We start from the raw sequence: 20514 nt of genomic DNA on the forward strand, positions 1-20514 counted from the left end.
CCGAGGAGGAGCCCCGCGCATGGACGCCGACGAGATCGCCGCCGGACGGGCCCGCTGGCAGGCCCGGTACGACTCCGCGCGCAAGCGGGACGCCGACTTCACCACCCTCTCCGGGATGACCGTCGACCCGGTCTACGGCCCGCCGGAGGGTGCCTCCTATCCGGGCTTCGAGCGGATCGGCTGGCCGGGCGAGTACCCGTACACCCGGGGTCTGTATCCGACCGGCTACCGCGGGCGGACCTGGACGATCCGGCAGTTCGCCGGCTTCGGCAACGCGCAGCAGACCAACGAGCGCTACAAGATGATCCTCGGTGCCGGCGGCGGTGGCCTCTCGGTCGCGTTCGACATGCCGACCCTGATGGGCCGCGACTCCGACGACCCGCAGGCGCTCGGCGAGGTCGGCCACTGCGGCGTCGCCATCGACACCGCCACCGACATGCAGGCGCTCTTCGACGGCATCGACCTGGCCGGCGTCACGACCTCGATGACCATCTCCGGCCCGGCCGTCCCGGTGTTCTGCATGTACCTGGTCGCCGCCGAGCGGCAGGGCGCCGACCTGTCCAAGCTGGACGGAACGCTGCAGACCGACATCTTCAAGGAGTACATCGCGCAGAAGGAGTGGCTCTTCGACCCGGAGCCGCATCTGCGCCTGATCGGCGACCTGATGGAATACTGCGCCGCCGAGATTCCGCGCTACAAGCCGCTGTCGGTCTCCGGCTACCACATCCGAGAGGCCGGCTCGACCGCCGCGCAGGAGTTGGCGTACACCCTCGCCGACGGGTTCGGCTACGTCGAGTTGGGCCTGTCGCGTGGCCTGGACGTGAACGTCTTCGCGCCGGGGCTGAGCTTCTTCTTCGACTCGCACCTCGACTTCTTCGAGGAGATCGCCAAGTTCCGCGCCGCCCGCCGGATCTGGGCCCGCTGGCTGCGCGACGTCTACGGCGCGACCAGCGAGAAGGCCCTGTGGCTGCGGTTCCACACGCAGACCGCCGGGGTGTCGTTGACCGCCCAGCAGCCGGTCAACAACGTGGTGCGGACGGCCGTCGAGGCGCTCGCGGCGGTGCTCGGCGGGACCAACTCGCTGCACACCAACGCGCTCGACGAGACCCTGGCGCTGCCCACCGACGAGTCCGCCGAGATCGCCCTGCGTACGCAGCAGGTGCTGATGGAGGAGACCGGCGTGGTCAACGTGGCCGACCCGCTCGGCGGCTCCTGGTACGTCGAGGCGCTCACCGACAAGATCGAAGCCGAGGCGGAGGAGATCTTCGCTCGGATTCGGCAGCTCGGCGGCGAGGGGCCGCACCAGATCGGCCCGATGACCTCCGGCATCCTGCGCGGCATCGAGGACGGCTGGTTCACCGGGCACATCGCCGAGTCGGCCTTCGTCTACCAGCAGGCCCTCGAAAAGGGCGACAAGAAGATCGTCGGCGTCAACTGCCACACCGGCACGGTCGCCAAGGAGCTGGAGATCCTGCGCATCTCGCACGAGGTGGAGCTGGAGCAGCGTCGGGTGCTCGCCGAGCGCAAGAACGCGAGGGACGAGGCCGCTGTCAGTGCGGCGGTCACCCGCATGGTCGAGGCCAGCCGCACCGACGAGAACATGATCCCCGCCATGCTCGACGCGGTCCGCGCCGAAGCGACCCTCGGCGAGATCTGCGACGCCCTGCGCGCCGAGTGGGGCACCTACCGCGAGCCCGCCCGCTTCTGACCCCACAGACCCCCGTCGATCTTGCACTTGCTGCCTCGGCATATGCCGCATATGGCGCGTATCGAGGACCGAAAGTGCAAGATCGCGGGGGTGGGGGTGGGGGCGTGAGAGTTGCAACGTCGGGGTTGCGGGTGAGCTGAGATCGTCGGCGCACGTGCGAGACTAGGTAACCATGAGCGACCCACGGATCACCTCGTCGATCTTCACCCGCGGCGCGGTCGACCTCAGCACGCTGCGCGGCCCCGCACCAGCCAGTACTCGCCCCGGCACACCCCCGCAGGGCGGCCCCTCCGCCAGCACCCCCGGCGCACAGGCAGCCGGCGGCAACGCCCTCATCGTCGACGTCACCGAGGCGACCATCCAGTCCGAGGTGCTCGAACGGTCGATGGCCATGCCCGTCATCGTCTTCTTCGGCGCGGCAGGTTACCCGGAGAGCGACGAGTTCGCCCCCGTGCTGGAACGGCTGGCCGCCGAGAGCGGCGGCGCCTGGGTGCTCGCCCGGGTCGACGTGCAGGAAAACCCACGGATCGCCCAGATGTTCCGGGTCCAGGGCATCCCCATGGTCTACGCGGTGGTCGGCGGCCAGCCGATCGACGCGTTCTCCGGCGTGGTGCCCGAGCCTCAGCTCCGCCAGTGGCTCCAGGCCGTGCTCAAGGCCGGTGGCGTGGCCGTCGCCGAGCCGGAGGACCCGCGTCTCGACGAGGCGGACGACGCCCTGATGAGTGGTGACCTGGACGCTGCCGAGCAGGCGTACCGGAAGATCCTTGCTGACGCACCGGCGGACGCCGCCGCCACGGCGGGGCTGGCCCAGGTCGGGGTGGCCCGCCGGGTGGCCGGCGCGGACCCCGCCGCCGCGCTGGCCGCCGCCGAGAGCGCCCCCGACGACGTCGCGGCGCAACTGCTCGCTGCCGACATCGAGGTGCTCAGCGGCCTGGCCGAGCAGGCGTACGCCCGACTCGTCGGTCTCGTCCGACGCACCGCTGGTGAGGATCGCGAGACGGTGCGCCAGCACCTCGTGTCCCTGTTCTCCATCGCCGGCCCGGACGACCCGGCGGTCGCCTCGGCCCGCCGAGCCCTGGCCAGCGCCCTGTTCTGAGTTCCACGCACGGTTATGAGTTCGTAGTACGCCAGTGCGGGCCGGCGATCCGCCGGCCCGCCCGACCACCGGGGACGGGAGCTCACGATGCGCCGGATCGCCGTCCTCGACGCGCCGACAAACCTCGGCCTGCGTCCGCCGACGCCCACCTCCGTCCCGGGCTGCGCCAAGGCGCCCGGCGCGCTGCGCGACCACGACCTGCTGGCCCGGCTGCGCGCCCGCGACGCCGGCTGCATCACCCCACCTCGGTACGACCCGGGTGACTGGCGGCCCGGCGACGGTGTGTGCCACGCCCGGGAGATCGCCAACTACTCGCTGGCCCTCGCCGAGCGGATCGGCTCGATCATCGACCGGGGCGAGTTCCCCGTCGTGCTGGGCGGCGACTGCTCGGTGCTGCTCGGCTCCGCGCTCGCCATGCACCGCCTCGGTGAGGCCGTCGGCGGCCGCATCGGGCTGGTCTTCGTGGACGGGCACTCCGACTTCCGGCACCCCGGCAACGCCTCCTACGTGGGCGCGGCGGCCGGCGAAGACCTGGCCCTGGTCACCGGGCGCGGGCAGGCCGACCTGGCCGCGCTGGAGGGCCGCCGACCCTACTTCCGCGACATCGACGTGGTGGTGCTCGGCATCCGGGCGCAGGACGAATACCGGCTCGACCTCCAGGCCGCGGGCATCATCACCCGGCCGGTGCCGGCGCTGCGCGCCGAGGGTGCCGCCCGGACGGCACAGTGGGCGCACGAGCAACTCGCCGACTGCGCGGGCTACTGGGTGCACATCGACGTCGACGTGCTCGACCCTGCGGTGATGCCCGCCGTGGATGCACCGGACCCGGGCGGGATCGCCTTCGCCGAGCTGGAGATCCTCCTCGCCGGCCTGGTCGACACCCCACACTGCCTCGGCGTCGAGCTGACCGTCTTCGACCCTGACTACGACCCGGACGGGTCGTACGCCGCCGAGATCGTCAACACGGTGGTCGCCGGGCTCACCCCGGTCACCGCCCCGGAGGCGCTGCCACCCCGGCTGCTGTCGTCCCGGCCGACCCCCACTCCCCGGCGCGCCAACAGCCGTTCCGGGGACGGCCGCTCCGAGGGCTCCGCCGAGCGGTCTGCACGCTCTGACCGTTCCGCGCGGGTCGAGCAGACCGGCCGCCGCGACGGACCACGCGGCGTGGTCGGCGGCCTGGCGTTGCTCGCCGACGCCGCCTCGCGCGACTCGTCAACCGGTGCCGGTACGCCCGCCGCCGAGCCCTCGGGAGGTGGCCTCTCCTCCGGTGGTGGCCCTGCCGAGGCCGTGTTCTCCGGCGGTGAACTCGCCACCGCCGGCCCGCGCTCCGACGTCGAGTCGTTCAGCCCCGGTCAAGCCGCAGCCGCCAGTGAGCAGGTCGAGCAGAACGGCCGCGCTGGCGCTGAGCTGGCCGGCTCCGGCCCGGCCCGGCCGGGCCTTGCTGGCGCTGAGCTGGCCGGCTCCGGCCCGGCCAACGTTACGCAGGCCGATTCCGGGTCCTCCGGCGTCGCGCGGGCCGACTCCGGCTCTCCGGTCGAGCCGGAACCGGTCGGTCCACCCGCGTCGGCCGGCCCAGGTCTGCTGCGGCGGCCGTCCCCAGCAGACCGAAACCGTCCCGACACCGACACCGCCTGACCCTCCGGCGGGCCGCCCAGGCGGTGATCCACTCCGTATCGCCGATGTGGGGGTGTCCAGCTGACTGGACACCCCCACATCGCCGACCTGGAGTCGATCAGCCCGCGCCGTGCTCAGGTGGCGGGCAGTGCGCGGAGGAAGCGCTCGGCGATCGGGACGGCTGAGGAGGTGCTGGCGCCGCCCTTCTCCACGAAGACGGCGAACGCGACATCTCCCCGCCAGCCGACGAACCAGGCGTGCGTGTGGGCCGGGTTGTCGTCGTACTCGGCGGTGCCGGTCTTGCCGTACACCTCGCCACCCGGCACGTCCTTGAGCGCGCTGCCGGTGCCGGCGGTGACCACCTCGCGCATCATCGTGCGCAGCGCCTCGACCGACTCGGGCTTGAGCTGCTCGCCGGCCGGGGCAGGTTTGGCCGGCGCGGGGTCGAGCAGAAGCTTCGGCTGCTCGAACCGGCCCCGGGCGACGGCCGCGGTGGCGCCGGCCATGGCCAGCGGGCTGACCAGCGTGGTGCCCTGACCGAACGAGGCGGCTGCCTGCTCGGCGAGGCTGCCACCGGTCGACACCTTGCCGGTGAAGGCGTCCGCGCCGAGGTCCCACGGTGCCTCCAGGCCCAGCGAGCGGCCGGCGGCGGCCAGGCCGTCGCCGCCGAGCTTCGGGGCCAGCGAGGCGAACGCCGTGTTGCAGGACTTGGCGAAATCGGTACGGAACGGCACTGAGCCCAGCTCGAAGTTGTCTGAATTCTTGAAGGACCGGCCGTCGACGGTGAAGGTCTTCTTGCACTCCACCGGCCCGTCCAGGGTGACCGCGCCCCGGTCCAGCAGGCCCAGCGCGCTGACCATCTTGAACGTGGAGCCCGGCGGCACCTGGGCGGTGAAGGCCAGGTTCTCCCCGGCCGGCCCGGGGCCGTTCGCGGCGGCGAGCACCGCGCCGTCACTGATCCGTACCGCTACCAACGCGGCCCGCCGTGACTCGGCGCGCAGCGCCCCGTCGGCCGCGTTCTGGGCGGCCACGTCCAGGGTGGTCTTCAGCGCCTGACCGGGCTGCGGCTCCCGGCGGAACAGTTCGGTGCCGGTGGGCGCCAGCTTGCCGTCCTCGGCGGGCCGCTCGACCACGACGGTCAGGCCGGGGACGCCACGCAGCCGCTCGTCGTAGCGGCCCTGGAGACCACCGTGCCCGACCAGGTCACCGACGGCGTACCGGTCGGGGTGCGCGGCGAGGTCGTCGGCCTGCGCGGGGTCGACCGAACCGAGCAGCGCGCGGGCGAACTCCCGGGTCGGCGCCAGGTCGACCTTGTCGGACTGGAACTTGGTGGCGGGCAGGTCGTAGATCCGGGACTTGATCTGCCGGTACGCCTCCTCGCGCAGGGTCACCACCTCGACGAAGGCGCCCGGGTCGGCCTTGGCCACCCGGGCGGGCAGATCGGTCAGGTCGACGGCGGGGACCAGGGCCGGACGGATCGCCCTGAAGCCCGCGTCGAGATCCTTGGCCAGCTTCTTGATGTCGGTGACCTCGCTCGGCTGCACACCCACCCGGACCACCGGACGGGGCGACACGATCGGCTGCCCGGCCGCATCCAGCAGCCCGGCGCGGGGGCCGGTGTCGCGGCGCAACCCCAACCGGTCACCCTTGGTGAGCTGCTCGTGCAGCACCCGGGGCTCCCACATCACCTGCCACTGGTCGTCGTCGCCCTGGGCGAGCCGCAGCTCCCGGTCGTACGCCCAGCGGGTGCCGCCGGGCAGGTCCCACTCCACCCGGATGGGCACGGTCGCGATGTCGGCGGTGATCTTCGGGTCACCGCGGCGGGTCAGCGTGGGCGGGGTCGCCGCCAACTCGCCGGAGAGCTCCTTGATCTCGCGGGTCACCTCGGCGGCGGGCAGCTTGGCACCGACCGTGTCGACCACCCCGACTGCTCGCAGGTCGCCGCTGCGCCAGCCGGCGAAGAAGGCGTCGACGCTGCTCTGCGGCCCGTCGTCGGCCGAGCAGGCCGCCAGGACACCGGCGGTGAGCAGGGACGCGGTGAGTGCGGCGGTAACCCGGCGGGCACGATTCGGCCGGTCGCGCCGGGGGTAGGACAAGGTCATGGAGCGGGTCCTTCCGGTCTCGGGCTGCCCTGCACGGTAGTACGCGAACGGTGTCCGAGACGTCCCGTGTGACATCCGATGTGCCGAAAGACGGAGCGCGCCCATGTGATGAACATCGCGCGGCGGGGTATCCCGCAACCGGCCAACCTCGGACCCGCAACGGGTGAAAGGACAGAGTCCCGTATCCGACGTCCGGCCAGTGGTCCGCCGATGATCGAGCGGAGTGACAGGCCTAGGCTGGGCGGCAGAGTGACCCACAACGCGGTGGGTCGAGGGGAGTGGCACCGATGGACCGGCGTCCGGCGATCAAACCGGAACCCGACCTCCGGCAGGATGACACCAGCCGGGACGACAGCTTCGATTCGGCTACCGACGGGGACGGCTACGGCCGGCTCGAAACGGGAGTCACCGGGCTGACCGGGTCGAGTATCGACACCATCTACGATCTGGGCCTGCCGCCCGAGGCGTTGGCCGACGATGTGGAGGACGCCGAGCTCGACGAGCCGGTCCCCAACGCGGAGCGTCTGGTGGCCCAGGCTGTCGCGCTCGCCGGGGACGACCACGACGCGGCGACCTTGGTCGGCCGTTTCTGGCGGTTCGCCCCGGACGAGGAGCTGGTCGGCTTCACGGCGGAGGAGATGCTGGACGCGGCCCGGGCACACCGGGACCTGGCCCAGCAGCGGGTCCCCGGTGAGCTGAAGCTACGGATCCACGAGCCGCACGCTGACCAGCACCACACCGTTGTCGAGATCGTCACCGACGACATGCCGTTCCTGGTCGACTCGGTCACCGCGCTGCTCAACTCTCACCACCTGGACGTGCACCTGCTGGTGCACCCGCTGGTGGTGGTCCGGCGCGAGCCGCTGGGTCGCCTCACCGAGGTCTCCGCGGACGTGGAGCCGGACGACGCGATCGCCGGCGACATCGTCGAGAGCTGGATGCGGATCGAGATCGACCCGGTCCGGGACACGGCCGAGAGGGACCGGCTGCGTCGTGAGCTGCAACGGGTGCTCACCGACGTGCGGGAGGCCGTGGAGGACTGGCCGAAGATGCGTCAGCGTGCCCTCGCGTTCGCCGACGAACTGGCCTCGGCCCGTACCTCCGACAACCGCCCGCCGGTGCCGGAGAAGGACATCACCGACTCGGTGGAGCTGCTGCGCTGGCTTGCCCACGACCACTTCACCTTCCTGGGCTACCGCGAGTACCGGCTGGTGGACGCGCCCGGCGCGAATGGTTCGGATCCGGTCGACGGCAAGGCGCTGGAGGCGGTGCTCGGCACCGGTCTGGGCATCCTGCGCTCGGACTCGCCGGAGGCCCGGTCGCTGGCGTCGATGACGCACGAGGCGCACGAGAAGGTGCTGGAGAAGCGCCTGCTCATCATCACCAAGGCCAACTCGCGGGCCACCGTGCACCGCTCGGCGTACCTGGACTACATCGGCTTCAAGATCTTCAACGAGGCGGGCGAGGTCATCGGTGAGCGGCGCTTCCTGGGGCTGTTCTCCACCGCCGCGTACCGGACCAGCGTCCAGGAGCTGCCTGTGGTGCGCCGCAAGGTCGCCGAGGTGCTGGACCGCTCCGGCCTGAGCCAACGCAGCCACTCCGGCAAGGACCTGCTCCAGATCCTGGAGACGTACCCGCGCGACGAGCTGTTCCAGATCAAGACCGACGACCTGTACCACGCGGTGGTCGGCGTGCTGCGGATGGCGGGTCGCCGGCAGCTGCGGGTGTTCCTGCGCCGCGACGCGTACGGGCGGTTCATCTCCTGCCTGATCTACCTTCCCCGGGACAGGTTCACCACGCAGAACCGGCTGCGCATGCAGGACATCCTGCTGCGCGAGCTGAACGGTGTCGGGGTGGATTACACGACCCGGGTCACCGAGTCGATGCTGGCCCGGGTGCACTTCATCGTCCGTACCGACCCGACCCGGCCTCCCGGTGACATCGACGCCGACCTGCTGGCCGAGGAGTTGGCGGATGCCACCCGGCTCTGGGACGACGACTACCGGCTGGTGCTGGAGCGCAAGCTCGGCGACGAGCAGGCCAAGCACCTGTTCACCCGGTACGCCGACGCGTTCCCGGAGGGCTACAAGGACGGGCACACGCCGTACGAGGCGATGAAGGACCTGGCCAAGCTGGAGCTGCTGGAGGAGCCCGGCCAGCTGGAGATGCACCTGTTCCGTAAGCAGTTGGCGCCCCGGCCGGGCACCCGAGTGCCCGGCGCGGACCTGGCCGAGACGATGGACGTCCGGTTCAAGGTCTACCGGTACGGCGAGCCGATGATGCTCTCCGCCGTGCTGCCGGTGCTGCACTCGCTCGGCGTGCGGGTGGTCGACGAGCACCCGTACGAGGTGGACCGGATCGACGGTCGGGTCTACCTGTACGACTTCGGCCTGCGATTGCCCGAGGGCCACCACGAGCTGTCCGAGGTGCGCCCGCACGTGGAGAACGCGTTCGCGGCGGCCTGGCGTGGCGAGGCCGAGGTGGACCGGTTCAACGAGCTGGTGTTGCGCGGCGGGCTGACGTGGCGGCAGGTGGTGGTGCTGCGGGCGTACGCGAAGTATCTGCGGCAGGCCGGCACGGTCTTCTCGCAGGACTACATGGAGCAGACCTTCATCGCGTACCCGAAGATCGCCGCGCTGTTGGTGGAGCTGTTCGAGACCCGGTTCGAGCCGGGTGCGCAGAGCACCGAGCAGCGTCAGCAGCGCAGTGGTGAGCTGGTGGAGACGATCCGGGCCGCCCTGGACGACGTGGCGAGCCTCGACCAGGATCGGATCCTGCGCTCGTACCTGACGGTGATCGAGGCGACCCTGCGGACGAGCTTCTACCAGAAGCGCGCCGACGGGCGGCCGAAGGCGTACGTGGCGTTCAAGCTCGACCCGCAGGCCATTCCGGACCTGCCGGCGCCGCGGCCGAAGTTCGAGATCTTCGTCTACTCGCCCCGCTTCGAGGGTGTGCACCTGCGGTTCGGGCCGGTGGCCCGGGGCGGGTTGCGCTGGTCCGACCGTCGGGAGGACTTCCGTACCGAGGTGCTCGGCCTGGTCAAGGCGCAGATGGTGAAGAACACCGTGATCGTGCCGGTGGGCGCCAAGGGCGGCTTCGTGTTGAAGCAGAAGCCGGGCGACCGGGACGAGGCGGTCGCCTGCTACCAGGAGTTCGTCGGCGCGATGCTGGACGTCACCGACAACATCGTCAGCGGGCAGATCGTGCCGCCCGAGGACGTGGTCCGGCACGACGGCGACGACCCGTACCTGGTGGTGGCGGCGGACAAGGGCACGGCGACGTTCTCCGACATCGCCAACGAGATCTCCAAGACCCACAACTTCTGGATGGGCGACGCGTTCGCCTCCGGCGGTTCGGCCGGCTACGACCACAAGAAGATGGGCATCACCGCCCGGGGCGCCTGGGAGTCGGTCAAGCGGCACTTCCGGGAGCTGGGCCTGGACACCCAGACCCAGGACTTCACGGTGGTCGGCGTCGGTGACATGTCCGGCGACGTGTTCGGCAACGGCATGCTGCTCTCCGAGCACATCCGGCTGGTGGCCGCGTTCGACCACCGGCACATCTTCCTCGACCCCGAACCGGACGCGGCCACCTCGTACGCGGAGCGACGGCGGCTCTTCGACCTGCCCCGGTCCTCGTGGGAGGAGTACAACCCGGAGCTGATCTCGGCCGGCGGTGGCATCTTCCCGCGTACCGCGAAGTCCATCCCGATCACCCCGCAGGTCCGCGCGGCGATCGGCCTGGACGACGACGTGTCGCACCTGTCGCCGCAGGAGTTGATGAAGGCGATCGTCACCGCCCCGGTGGACCTGTTCTGGAACGGTGGCATCGGCACGTACGTCAAGGCGTCCACTCAGACCAACGCCGAGGTGGGCGACAAGTCCAACGACGCGATCCGGGTGGACGGGCGCAGCCTGCGCTGCCGGGTGGCGGGCGAGGGCGGCAACCTGGGCTGGACCCAGCTCGGCCGGATCGAGTACGCGTTGACCGGTGGCCGGATCTACACCGACTTCATCGACAACGCGGCCGGGGTGGACACCTCCGACCACGAGGTGAACATCAAGATCCTGCTGAACACGGCGGTCGCCGACGGCGAGCTGACCACGGCCGAGCGGGACGAACTGCTGGCGGGGATGACCGACGAGGTCGCCAAGCTGGTGCTGCGGGACAACTACGACCAGGCTCGGGCGATCAACAACGCCCAGGCCCAGGCGGCCTCGCTGCTCCCGGTGCACCGCCGGATGCTCAACGAGCTGGAGCGCTCCGGCGCGCTGGACCGGGCGTTGGAGGCGCTGCCGGCGGACGAGGAGCTGGCGGTGCGCAGCGAGTCCGGGCTGACCGCGCCCGAGTTCGCGGTGCTGCTGGCGTACGTGAAGATCGCCCTGGAACGGGAGATCCTCGCCGACGGGTTGGCCGACGAGGAGTGGACGACCGACGTACTGGTCAACTACTTCCCGACGCCGATGCGCGAGCGGTTCGCCGACCGGATGGGCCGGCACCGGCTGCGCCGGGAGATCGTCACGACGGTGCTGGTCAACGAGTCGATCAACCGGGGCGGGATCTCGTTCGTCTTCCGGGTTGTCGAGGAGACCGCGGCCAGCGCCGCCGACGTGATCCGGGCGTACGTGGTTGTCCGTGAGGTGTTCGGGCTGCGTGAGCTGTGGGACGCGGTGGAGGCTCTGGACAACAAGATCTCCCCGGAGTTGCAGACCAGCGTCTACCTGGACACTCGCCGGCTGCTCGACCGCGCGGTCCGATGGTTGGTCACCAACCGTCGCTCGCCGATCGACGTGCCGACCGAGATCGCCCGGCTGCGCGACGGGGTGGCCCGGCTGCTGCCCGGGCTGGAGGATCTGTTCTACGGCAGCGAGCGGCAGGCCATCGCGTCGCACATCGACTCGACGACCGAGCGTGGGCTGCCCCGCGAGCTGGCGGAGCAGGCGACCCGGCTGATGTACAGCTTCGGCCTGCTGGACGTGGTGGAGACCGCGACCCGCAGCGGGCGGGACGTGAGCGAGGTGGCATCGGTCTACTACGTGCTCTCCGACCTGTTCCGGGTGGACTCGCTGCTGTCGAAGATCTCCCTGCTGCCGCGCGAGGACCGCTGGCAGACGCTGGCCCGGATGGCGCTGCGCTACGACCTGTACGCCGCGCTGGCCGCGCTCACCGCGGAGGTGCTCGACTCCACCCCGGACGAGCTGCCGCCGCACGAGCGGGTGCAGCAGTGGGAGCAGTCGAACGCCACCCCGATCCATCGGGCCCGCAGGGCAATGGGGGAGTTCGACGAGTCGCGGGCGGATCTCGCCGCCCTGTCCGTGCTGCTGCGCCAGATCCGCACCCTGGTGCGGACCTCCGCCGCCGCCTGAGTCGGGTACGCCGGACGCGGTCCGGCCGGTCGGGTCACCCCGACCGGCCGGACCGTTTTCGTACGCCGGGTCACTCCACCAGGGTGGCGAACGCGACCACGTTGTCCGGGTAGCTCTTGACGGTCTCGTCGAACTGACCGCCGCAGGTGACCACCCGCAGGCCGGGCCGGTCGTTCGGCCCGTACACGAGATCGGTGGGGAAGGACGTCTTCGGGTACGACTTCACCGAGTCGACCTGGAAGGTGGCGGGCTTTCCGTCCGCACGCTGGACGGTGATCGTGTCTCCCGGGACGAGGGAGCCGAGGTCGAAGAAGACGGCCGGGCCGAGCACCGCCGAGTCCACGTGGCCGACGATAACCGCGTTGCCGGTCTCGCCGGGGCTCGCGCCCGGTTCGTACCAGCCGGCCTTTTCGGCCTGCTCCAACGGGGGGACCTGGACGGTGCCGTCCGGGTTGGTGCCGAGCGACATGATCGTCGCGTTGACGCCGATCCGGGGGATCTCGATGCTCGTCGGGGCGGAGCGGCCCAGCCCGACCGGAGCGTCCCCCCGCGCGGCGCCCTCTCCGTCGTCGAGCCGGCCGGCGTCGGTGCCGGTGACCGCCGATTGGCTGACCTCTGGGCCGGCCTGGGCCAGCGGCTGCGGGGGGCGGGGAGGGGGCGTGGTCTTCAGCGCCGCGCCGATCATGCCGGCGCCGATCATGGCCAGGGTGACGACGACGGCCGCGCCGGCGGCACGCCACGGTCTCCCGTGACGGCCGCCGGCCCGTGCCATCGTCACGTCAGACGAGGGAACCATCGGTCCGCCGACGACGCATCAGAACGATCCCGCCCAGCGCGGCAGCGCCGAGCAGGCTCGCGCCGCCGGTGGCCAGGCCCCGGTCGGTGCCGGTGCTGGCGCCACCGTCACCACCGTCGACCCCGCCGTGGGGCAGCACGACGAGCTCGCCTTCGCCGCACGAACCCTTGAGCTCGTAGCGACCCGGCTTGGCGTCCTTGTCGACCTTGGCCTCGCCGTAGTACACGAACTCGCGCTCGCGCTCCCAGCCGTCCTTGCCGCGGTCGTCGCCGTTCGAGTCCCAGCCCTTGTCGGAGCCGTACTCGTCGGAGCCCTTGTTCTCCCAGCCCTTGTCCGAGCCGTACTCGTCGGAGCCGTACTCGTCGGAGCCCTTGTTCTCCCAGCCCTTGTCCGAGCCGTACTCGTCCGAGCCGTACTCGTCGTGGTCCTTGGAGTCCCAGTCCTTCTTGCCTTCGTCCTTGGACTCCCAGTCCTTCTTGCCTTCGTCCTTGGACTCCCAGTCCTTCTTGCCTTCGTCCTTGGACTCCCAGTCCTTCTTGCCTTCGTCCTTGGAGCCCCAGTCCTTGTCGCGGCTGTTCTCCGCGTCCTGGCCGTGCTCCTCGCCCTTCCAGTCCTTGCTGTCCTTGCCGCCCTCGTCGCCGTGGGCGTCGGCAGCAGCGCCGCCGCCCTGGCCACCGGGCTGGGCACCGTCGACGGGCGGCTGCGGCTTGTCCTTGCCGTTCTCGTCCTTGCCCTCGTGGCCCTTGCCCTTGTCGTCCTTGTCGTTCTTGCCGTGCTCGTCCTTCTTGCCCTTGTCGTCCTTGCCGTGCTCGTCCTTGTTCCGGTCCTCGTGGTCGTAGGAGCCGTCCTCCTTGTTCCACTCGCCGCGGTCCTCGCCCCGGTCGTCCCGCACCGGCTTGAGCTTGACCTTGCCGGTGACCTTGGACCAGACGAACGCGTGCTCCTGCCGATCCGGGCAGATCTCCAGGAGCTTGACCTCTTCGCCAGCCTTCACGACGTGCGGCTTGGCAAAGACCTTGCCATCACGGTGCTTGCCGCCGTCGTGGTGCCCGTCGGCGAACGCGATCCCGGGCGCGAACACCAGGAGCGATGCCCCGCCGAGCGCGGCGCCCGCAACGACCTTCCCGAGCATCTTCTTAGCCATGACCTGCGTACTCCATCCCTATTGTCCTGAGCCCGGCGACAGCCGAGCTAAGACCGACGTTAGACGGTTTCATGAAGTTTGAACGGAAACATTCGCGTTTTGACCTTTACTGCTGGTAGGCGGCAAAGGAGTGCTACGCGGCTTTATTGGCGTGCAGGGCGTCTTGGGCGCACAACCGCATTCCGGGGCGATCATGGTGTTCCGCGCCCGCAGTGCCTGCCCGCCAGTGCTCATCCGGTAAGGACCGAGCCTGTTGTGCTCGTGCCGGTCGGTCCCGCTCGGGGGTATCGTCCGAGTCGCAGGGCCGCTCACGCATCGAGCCATTGCCATGGAAGCGCTCCCATGCAAGAATCGGCGCACGCAGTTCGGGGAGCCACACCGCGCAGGCAGGGCGTCGAGGGCATCCGGCTTCGCCGGACGACATCCAGCCGCACTGGGATCGGCCCCGCGCCGGTCGTTCACCACCACCGCAGCCCGTCCGGGTCGGGCACCCCCAAAAATCCCGTTGGCGCCGGCGGCCGTCCGCTCCAGGACGTCTCACCGGGCCGTCCCACGCCGGGCCGTACGCGAGCCCGGTCTCGCCCAAGGAGATCAGTGGCATGAATGTGTGGAGAAGGCTGTCCGGCCCACGCCGGACCTTCGCGCTCGCAGGCGCGGGTGTGCTGGTCGCCGGAGGGTTGGTGACGATCCCCGTGACCGCGGCGCAGGCCGCGACGCAGTGCGAGATCGTCTACACGACGAACGACTGGCCCGGTGGCTTCACCGGCAACATCACCATCAAGAACCTCGGCGACCCGGTCAACGGCTGGACGCTGGGCTGGACCTTCCCCAACTCCAGCCAGCGGGTGCAGCAGGGTTGGTCGGCCGAGTTCACCCAGTCCGGCAGCCAGGTCACCGCCCGCAACCTGTCCTACAACGGCAGCCTCGCCACCGGCGCGTCGACGAACATCGGGTTCAACGGCGCGTGGAGCGGCAGTAACCCGAAGCCGACGTCGTTCACCCTCAACGGCGTGGTCTGCAACGGCGGTGGCCCGACCACCCCGCCGACCACGGCTCCGCCGACCACGGCTCCGCCCACCACGGCTCCGCCCACCACCCCGCCGCCGACCACGCCGCCGCCCGGAACCAAGGTGGACAACCCGTACGCCGGTGTTCCCGGGTACGTGAACCCGGAGTGGAAGGCCAAGGCGGACGCCGAGGCGGGCGGAAGCCGGGTTTCCAACAACCCCACCGCGGTGTGGCTGGACCGGATCGCCGCCATCAACGGCACGCCGGACAGCAGCTCCAACGGCGCCTTCGGGGTGCGTGACCACCTGGACGAGGCGCTGCGCCAGGGCGCCGGTTACATCCAGTTCGTGATCTACAACCTGCCCGGCCGGGACTGCTCCGCGCTCGCCTCCAACGGTGAGCTCGGCCCGAACGAGCTGCCCAGGTACAAGGCCGAGTACATCGACCCGATCTTCGCGATCCAGTCCGACTCGAAGTACCGGAACCTGCGGATCATCAACGTCATCGAGATCGACTCACTGCCGAACCTGGTCACCAACACCTCGGGCAACGCCGGCGGTACCGTGATGTGTGACACGGTCAAGGCCAACGGCGCCTACGTCAACGGCGTCGGCTACGCCCTGGCGAAGCTGGGCTCGCTCGGCAACGTCTACAACTACGTCGACGCCGGCCACCACGGCTGGCTCGGCTGGGACACCAACTTCGGCCCGACCGCCGACATCCTGAAGACCGCCGCGGTCGCCTCCGGCAGCACGGTCAACAACGTGCACGGGTTCATCGTCAACACGGCGAACTACTCGGCGCTGCGTGAGCCGTACTTCAAGGTCACCGACAACGTGAACGGCCAGACGGTGCGGCAGTCGAAGTGGGTGGACTGGAACTACTACGTCGACGAGCTGTCCTTCGCCCAGGCGTTCCGTGACAAGCTGGTCTCGATCGGCTTCAACTCCGGCATCGGCATGCTGATCGACACGTCCCGCAACGGCTGGGGCGGCTCCGCGCGGCCCACCGGACCGGGCGCGACGACCAGCGTCGACACGTACGTCAACGGGGGTCGCGTCGACCGCCGGCACCACCTCGGCAACTGGTGCAACCAGGCCGGCGCCGGTCTCGGTGAGCGTCCTCGGGCCAACCCGGAGCCGGGCATCGACGCGTATGTCTGGGTGAAGCCGCCGGGTGAGTCGGACGGCTCCAGCCGGGAGATCCCGAACAACGAGGGCAAGGGCTTCGACCGGATGTGCGACCCGACGTACGGCGGCAACGCCCGCAACGGCAACAGCCTCTCCGGTGCCCTGCCGGACGCGCCGATCTCCGGTGCGTGGTTCTCCGCCCAGTTCCAGGAGCTCATGCGCAACGCGTACCCGGCGCTCTGACCGGGTAGCGCACGCACCGAACCGCCGCCGGCAGTAGGTGAGGCACTGCTGGCGGTAGGTTCCCCCCGGGTCCCCGGTCCGACCATCACGGTCGGGCCGGGGACCCACCCCTTGTCACCCCTCGGTCAGGGCACAGTGCGCTCGATCGCCGCCCGGCCCTGCTCGGCGAGGTCACGCCGGGCCTTGTCGAGGTTCTCCGGTGTGAGGTCCTGCCCGCGGGCCATCACCAGGTCCTCCGGCTCCCAGGGCTGCTCCGCCCCGGTGCGGATGTTGTCCCCGCCCGCGCCGGTGCCCGTCCCGGTCGCGCCGGTGCCGGCAGCGTAGGGATCGCCGATCAGCTCGTCGGTGTCCGGCGCGAGATCATCCGGTCGGCCCCGGGGCTCGGCGAAGCCCGGTGTGTCGCGGTCCGGGCCGCCCCCGGTCCGCAGTTGCGGGACGGTGCTGTCGTCGTCCACCGCAGCGGCCGTTTGCGGGCTCTCTTCCAGCGGCGGTCGGCGGTCGCGATCGGTCATGGTGCTGCCTCCTGGGTCCGACACGTTGCCTGATCCCTCGCGTACCCCATGCCGGGGCGCCCATGCCCGGCCCCACCCGCGGTCAGCTGCCGGGCTGGTCCTCGACGGCGTGTCCGGCACCTCCGGGTCCGCCCGGGTGGTGTCGGCCCGAACGGGCGACGTGGGGCAGGACGTGCGGGAGCGCCCCGGCCGGTGTCGGCCGGGGCGCCCGGTGGCTCGCTCAGCGATCAGGCACGCGTCCTCAACGACCCAGCACGCGGTCCAGGAAGTCCCGGTAGTTGCGGACCGCCATGCGCAGCTGCTCGGTGTCCGTCGAGCCGGCGTCCTGCCATCCACCCAGCTTGGTCTTCTGCGCGGCCAGCGCCGAGGAGAGCGCCTGGATGGCCTCCTCCACCAGCGACTGCGCCTCGCCGGCCGCCGAGTGCGGGTCGTCCACGAACCGCAGCTGTACGTCCCGCCAACGGTCCCGGAATCCCTGGGCCGCGTCCGCTTCGAGCAGGGTCGCAGGCTCGTCGGCCACGGTCGAACCGGTGGGCCGCGACGTTCCGGCCGACTCCAACGAACCGGTGGCGCCACCGACGACGGGCACCGCTTCGGCGTCCGCGTCCGGGTCGACCATCTCCGGCGTCGCGCTGCCGTAGCCGGCCGCGCCGGCCGCCGTCGCGTCCGGATCCCCGGCCCATTCGGTCAGGTCACCGCGCCGCTCGGCCGCACCGTCGGTGCTCCCCGCCGGTACGACGGTCCGGGTCGACCCGTCGGCGTCCCGGTCGTCGGCGTCCCAGTCGGCTTCCGGGTCGGTGTCCCGGCGGTGCAGTTCGGCGGTGGGGTCGGCGGTCAGACCCACCCGCTCGCCGTCCTCGGCGCCGTCGCCGGGCTCGGCGGTCCGCTCGGCCCGGGGGTCGGGCTGGTCCTGCGGACGGGGGCTGGCCAGCGCGGACGCGGCCACCGCGTCCCCCACCGTGGTCGCGCCGAACGCGGTCGGCAGGGGCCCGGGCTCGTGGAAGCCGCCCTCGTCGTCGCGGGCGTCAGTCGGGTCGGTGCCGCGGTCGTCCGCCCGGTGGCGCCGGTCGGCGGCCGTCTCGTCGTCGAGGTCCTGGTCGAAGTCGTCGGTCCGGTCGTGGTCGGCGGTCGGGTCGTCGAAGGTGCCCCGGTCGTCCAGAGCGTCCTCGGGTACGTCCGAGCGGTCGTCCCGGTGGGCGCGGTCGGTGCGGTCGTCCCGGTCGCCGTTCGGCGGCACCGGTACCGGCGCGGACCGGATGGCCTCGGGGTGGTCGTTGCTCACCTGCTCGTCCTGGCGCATGGATGGCCTCCTCAGCGGCTCGTGGCGTCGTGCGGAGTGTCCGGGTGGCGCTGTTCGGGTGCGTGCTGGCCGACCGGCTCTTCGCCGAGCAGATCGGCGAAGAGGGCCCGGTAGTGCACGACCGCCTGGCGCAGCTCCTCGGTGCCGGCCTCGCCCCGGGAGTTGCGCAGGTGGATCTCGTGCGCGTCCCGGTAGTTGGTCAGCGTGCGGGCGTGTTCGACGGAGAGATGGGCGATCTGGTCGGAGAAGTCCCCGGTCGGGTAGCCCCGCTCCTCGATGAGTCGGGTGACGAGTTCATCCGCGTCGCCCACGGTCTCGCCGGGCGAGTCGATGAAGCGGATCTGAAGCTCCTCCCAGGCGGCGGCGTAGTGGGACCGCGACTCCGGGCTGAGTGGGGTGAGCGTGAGTTCGGCGTGCCGGCGTTCCCGATCGCGCAGTTCGCGCTCGGCGGCGGACCGGCTGTCCTGCTCCTGGACCATGCGGTCGTACTCCGGCCCGAACCGGCTCTGCAGTTGGCGGCGGCGGCTCACCGACCGGGCGGCCACGGCCAGTGCTGCGACGATCACCAGCACGACGATGACGATGACGATTATCTGCGTGGACGACATGGGCTCCTCCTTCGCTACCTGGTATTCCCTCCGCGTACTGATCGCCAATCCCGATCCGAGGCACTTTCCGCGCCGATCCGTGTCTGGTTTCGCCGACCGGGGGTGTTTTCGGGCGTGGTGATGACGAGGGACACAGGGCGGCCGCCGGCCAAAACTTGACTCATTCCAGATTGCGCGCTTGAGTTGGTTGATGTCGTCGGTCCGGCACACCGCACACCACGCATCCGGAGGAGAGCGATGAGCGACCCACAGGCCAGCAAGCCGATCCTCACGACCCGCCAGGGTCACCCCGTGCACAACAACCAGCAGCAGCGGACGGTCGGCTCGCGCGGCCCCGCGACGCTGGAGAACTACCACTTCCTGGAGAAGATCAGCCACTTCGACCGGGAGCGCATCCCGGAGCGGGTCGTGCACGCGCGCGGCTTCGTCGCGCACGGTGAGTTCGAGGCGTACGGGACGATCGGTGACGAGCCCGCCGCCACGTACACCCGCGCCAAGCTGTTCCAGACCAAGGGCACGAAGACCCCCGTCACCATCCGGTTCTCCACCGTCATCGGTGGCCGGGACTCCTCCGAGGCCGCCCGCGACCCGCGCGGCTTCGCGGTCAAGTTCCGCACCGAGGACGGCAACTGGGACATGGTGGGCAACAACCTCCAGGTCTTCTTCATCCGCGACGCGATCAAGTTCCCCGACGTGATCCACTCGCTGAAGCCGGACCCGGTGACCTTCCGCCAGGAGCCGAACCGGATCTTCGACTTCATGTCGAACACGCCGGAGTCGATGCACATGCTGACCTGGCTCTTCTCCCCGTACGGCATCCCGAAGAACTACCGCACCATGCGCGGCTCCGGCGTCAACACCTACCGCCTCGTCAACGCCCAGGGCGAGGGCGTGCTGGTCAAGTTCCACTGGCTCACCCAGCAGGGCGAGCAGAACCTGACCCAGGCCCAGGCGGACGCGATCCAGGCCACCGAGCTGGGCCACGCCTCCAAGGACCTCTACGAGGCGATCGAGCGCGGCGAGTACCCGCAGTGGGAGCTCAACGTGCAGATCATGAGCGACGACGAGCACCCGGAGCTGGACTTCGACCCGCTCGACGACACCAAGATCTGGCCGGAGGAGCAGTTCCCGTACCTGCCGGTCGGCATGATGACGCTCAACCGCAACATCACCGACCACCACAACGAGAACGAGCAGATCGCCTTCGGCACCGGCGTGCTGGTCGACGGGATCGACTTCTCCGACGACAAGATGCTGGTGGGCCGAACCTTCTCCTACTCGGACACCCAGCGCTACCGGGTCGGCCCGAACTACCTCCAACTGCCGATCAACCGGCCGCGGGAGGACGTGCGGGTCAGCACCAACCAGGGCGGCGGCCAGATGTCGTACGACGTGGACAACCGGGGCGACAACCCGCACATCAACTTCGAGCCGTCCTCGGTCGCCGGTCTCGCCGAGGCCGACGAGTCCTATCGGGAGTACCGGCCGTTCGTCTCGGGTCAGATCATGAAGGCCCCGATCGAGCGGCAGAACAACTATTCGCAGGCCGGCCGCCGTTTCCGCGAGATGGCGGACTGGGAGCGCGACGACCTCATCCTCAACCTGACCACGCTGCTGGCCCAGTGCGACAAGCACATCCAGGAGAAGATGGTCTGGCACTTCAGCCAGTGCGACGAGAACTACGGCCGGCGGGTCGCCGAGGGCCTCGGCATCGCCTGATCCGTACCGCGTCACCACGAGCGCCCCGCCGGTCCGCCGGCGGGGCGTTCGTCGTCCCGGCCAGGGCTGCATTCCGCAGCGTCGATGTCCGTGCGACGGGCGGTAGTGCAACGGCGCGCGATTACGTATCCTGCCCAAGGCGCCCGCGCCGGTGCCCGACCTGGACGG

The 20514-nt window shown here is 70.6% G+C and carries 11 protein-coding genes and 1 pseudogene; 6 read left to right on the forward strand and 6 right to left on the reverse strand.

Annotated elements, in window-relative coordinates; all coding sequences use genetic code 11:
- Positions 1-19 precede the first annotated feature (19 nt).
- From ABZ808_RS18885 to ABZ808_RS18895, 3 genes and pseudogenes are all read left to right on the forward strand, one after another.
- Complete coding sequence (locus ABZ808_RS18885; RefSeq protein ID WP_357007831.1) at positions 20-1708, forward strand: methylmalonyl-CoA mutase family protein; 1689 nt, start codon at positions 20-22, stop codon at positions 1706-1708.
- Positions 1709-1880: 172 nt separating this feature from the next.
- Complete coding sequence (locus ABZ808_RS18890; RefSeq protein ID WP_357007833.1) at positions 1881-2804, forward strand: tetratricopeptide repeat protein; 924 nt, start codon at positions 1881-1883, stop codon at positions 2802-2804.
- A gap of 87 nt (positions 2805-2891) precedes the next feature.
- A pseudogene (locus ABZ808_RS18895) lies at positions 2892-3860 on the forward strand (arginase family protein); the annotation flags it as partial.
- A 692-nt stretch (positions 3861-4552) separates the two neighbouring features.
- On the opposite strand, the gene ABZ808_RS18900 reads toward ABZ808_RS18895, so the two are convergent.
- The gene (locus tag ABZ808_RS18900; RefSeq protein ID WP_357007836.1) at positions 4553-6520 is read right to left on the reverse strand and encodes a penicillin-binding transpeptidase domain-containing protein; all 1968 of its coding nucleotides are present in this window, start codon (positions 6518-6520) and stop codon (positions 4553-4555) included.
- Positions 6521-6807: 287 nt separating this feature from the next.
- Between ABZ808_RS18900 and ABZ808_RS18905 the strand changes: the two genes are divergently transcribed.
- The gene (locus ABZ808_RS18905) at positions 6808-11886 is read left to right on the forward strand and encodes an NAD-glutamate dehydrogenase (protein WP_357007838.1); all 5079 of its coding nucleotides are present in this window, start codon (positions 6808-6810) and stop codon (positions 11884-11886) included.
- A gap of 70 nt (positions 11887-11956) precedes the next feature.
- On the opposite strand, the gene ABZ808_RS18910 is transcribed toward ABZ808_RS18905, so the two are convergent.
- Positions 11957-12664 (reverse strand): class F sortase, encoded by a 708-nt coding sequence (locus ABZ808_RS18910; RefSeq protein ID WP_357007841.1) that lies wholly within the window; start codon positions 12662-12664, stop codon positions 11957-11959.
- Position 12665: 1 nt separating this feature from the next.
- Positions 12666-13826 (reverse strand): hypothetical protein, encoded by a 1161-nt coding sequence (locus ABZ808_RS18915; protein ID WP_357007844.1) that lies wholly within the window; start codon positions 13824-13826, stop codon positions 12666-12668.
- Positions 13827-14425: 599 nt separating this feature from the next.
- On the opposite strand from ABZ808_RS18915, the gene ABZ808_RS18920 reads away from it, so the two are divergent.
- Positions 14426-16207 carry a glycoside hydrolase family 6 protein gene (locus ABZ808_RS18920; protein WP_357007847.1) on the forward strand — a complete coding sequence of 594 codons (1782 nt, stop codon included), beginning with the start codon at positions 14426-14428 and terminating at the stop codon, positions 16205-16207.
- 125 nt (positions 16208-16332) lie between these two features.
- Here ABZ808_RS18920 and ABZ808_RS18925 read toward each other — a convergent pair whose 3' ends face one another.
- The 3 genes from ABZ808_RS18925 to ABZ808_RS18935 all read right to left on the reverse strand — a co-directional run bounded on the left by ABZ808_RS18925 (position 16333) and on the right by ABZ808_RS18935 (position 18627).
- Positions 16333-16719 (reverse strand): hypothetical protein, encoded by a 387-nt coding sequence (locus tag ABZ808_RS18925; RefSeq protein ID WP_357007849.1) that lies wholly within the window; start codon positions 16717-16719, stop codon positions 16333-16335.
- A 241-nt stretch (positions 16720-16960) separates the two neighbouring features.
- Complete coding sequence (locus ABZ808_RS18930; protein WP_357007852.1) at positions 16961-18019, reverse strand: hypothetical protein; 1059 nt, start codon at positions 18017-18019, stop codon at positions 16961-16963.
- Between the two features lie 11 nt (positions 18020-18030).
- The gene (locus ABZ808_RS18935) at positions 18031-18627 is read right to left on the reverse strand and encodes a hypothetical protein (protein WP_357007855.1); all 597 of its coding nucleotides are present in this window, start codon (positions 18625-18627) and stop codon (positions 18031-18033) included.
- A 237-nt stretch (positions 18628-18864) separates the two neighbouring features.
- Here ABZ808_RS18935 and ABZ808_RS18940 point away from each other — a divergent pair, with 237 nt between their 5' ends.
- A complete protein-coding gene (locus tag ABZ808_RS18940; protein ID WP_357007858.1) occupies positions 18865-20346 on the forward strand; it encodes a catalase in 1482 nt (493 codons plus the stop codon).
- The last annotated feature ends 168 nt before the right edge of the window (positions 20347-20514 follow it).

This window comes from Micromonospora sp. NPDC047527, assembly GCF_040643015.1.
Lineage (GTDB): Bacteria > Actinomycetota > Actinomycetes > Mycobacteriales > Micromonosporaceae > Micromonospora.

What these genes read in the sequence shown, in the direction of transcription:
- ABZ808_RS18925 (WP_357007849.1), bottom strand. Translation starts at nt 16,719, where the DNA reads ATGACCGATCGCGACCGCCGACCGCCGCTGGAAGAGAGCCCGCAAACG.
- ABZ808_RS18905 (WP_357007838.1), top strand. Translation starts at nt 6,808, where the DNA reads ATGGACCGGCGTCCGGCGATCAAACCGGAACCCGACCTCCGGCAGGAT.
- ABZ808_RS18930 (WP_357007852.1), bottom strand. Translation starts at nt 18,019, where the DNA reads ATGCGCCAGGACGAGCAGGTGAGCAACGACCACCCCGAGGCCATCCGG.
- ABZ808_RS18900 (WP_357007836.1), bottom strand. Translation starts at nt 6,520, where the DNA reads ATGACCTTGTCCTACCCCCGGCGCGACCGGCCGAATCGTGCCCGCCGG.
- ABZ808_RS18920 (WP_357007847.1), top strand. Translation starts at nt 14,426, where the DNA reads ATGAATGTGTGGAGAAGGCTGTCCGGCCCACGCCGGACCTTCGCGCTC.
- ABZ808_RS18940 (WP_357007858.1), top strand. Translation starts at nt 18,865, where the DNA reads ATGAGCGACCCACAGGCCAGCAAGCCGATCCTCACGACCCGCCAGGGT.
- ABZ808_RS18885 (WP_357007831.1), top strand. Translation starts at nt 20, where the DNA reads ATGGACGCCGACGAGATCGCCGCCGGACGGGCCCGCTGGCAGGCCCGG.
- ABZ808_RS18935 (WP_357007855.1), bottom strand. Translation starts at nt 18,627, where the DNA reads ATGTCGTCCACGCAGATAATCGTCATCGTCATCGTCGTGCTGGTGATC.
- ABZ808_RS18890 (WP_357007833.1), top strand. Translation starts at nt 1,881, where the DNA reads ATGAGCGACCCACGGATCACCTCGTCGATCTTCACCCGCGGCGCGGTC.
- ABZ808_RS18915 (WP_357007844.1), bottom strand. Translation starts at nt 13,826, where the DNA reads ATGGCTAAGAAGATGCTCGGGAAGGTCGTTGCGGGCGCCGCGCTCGGC.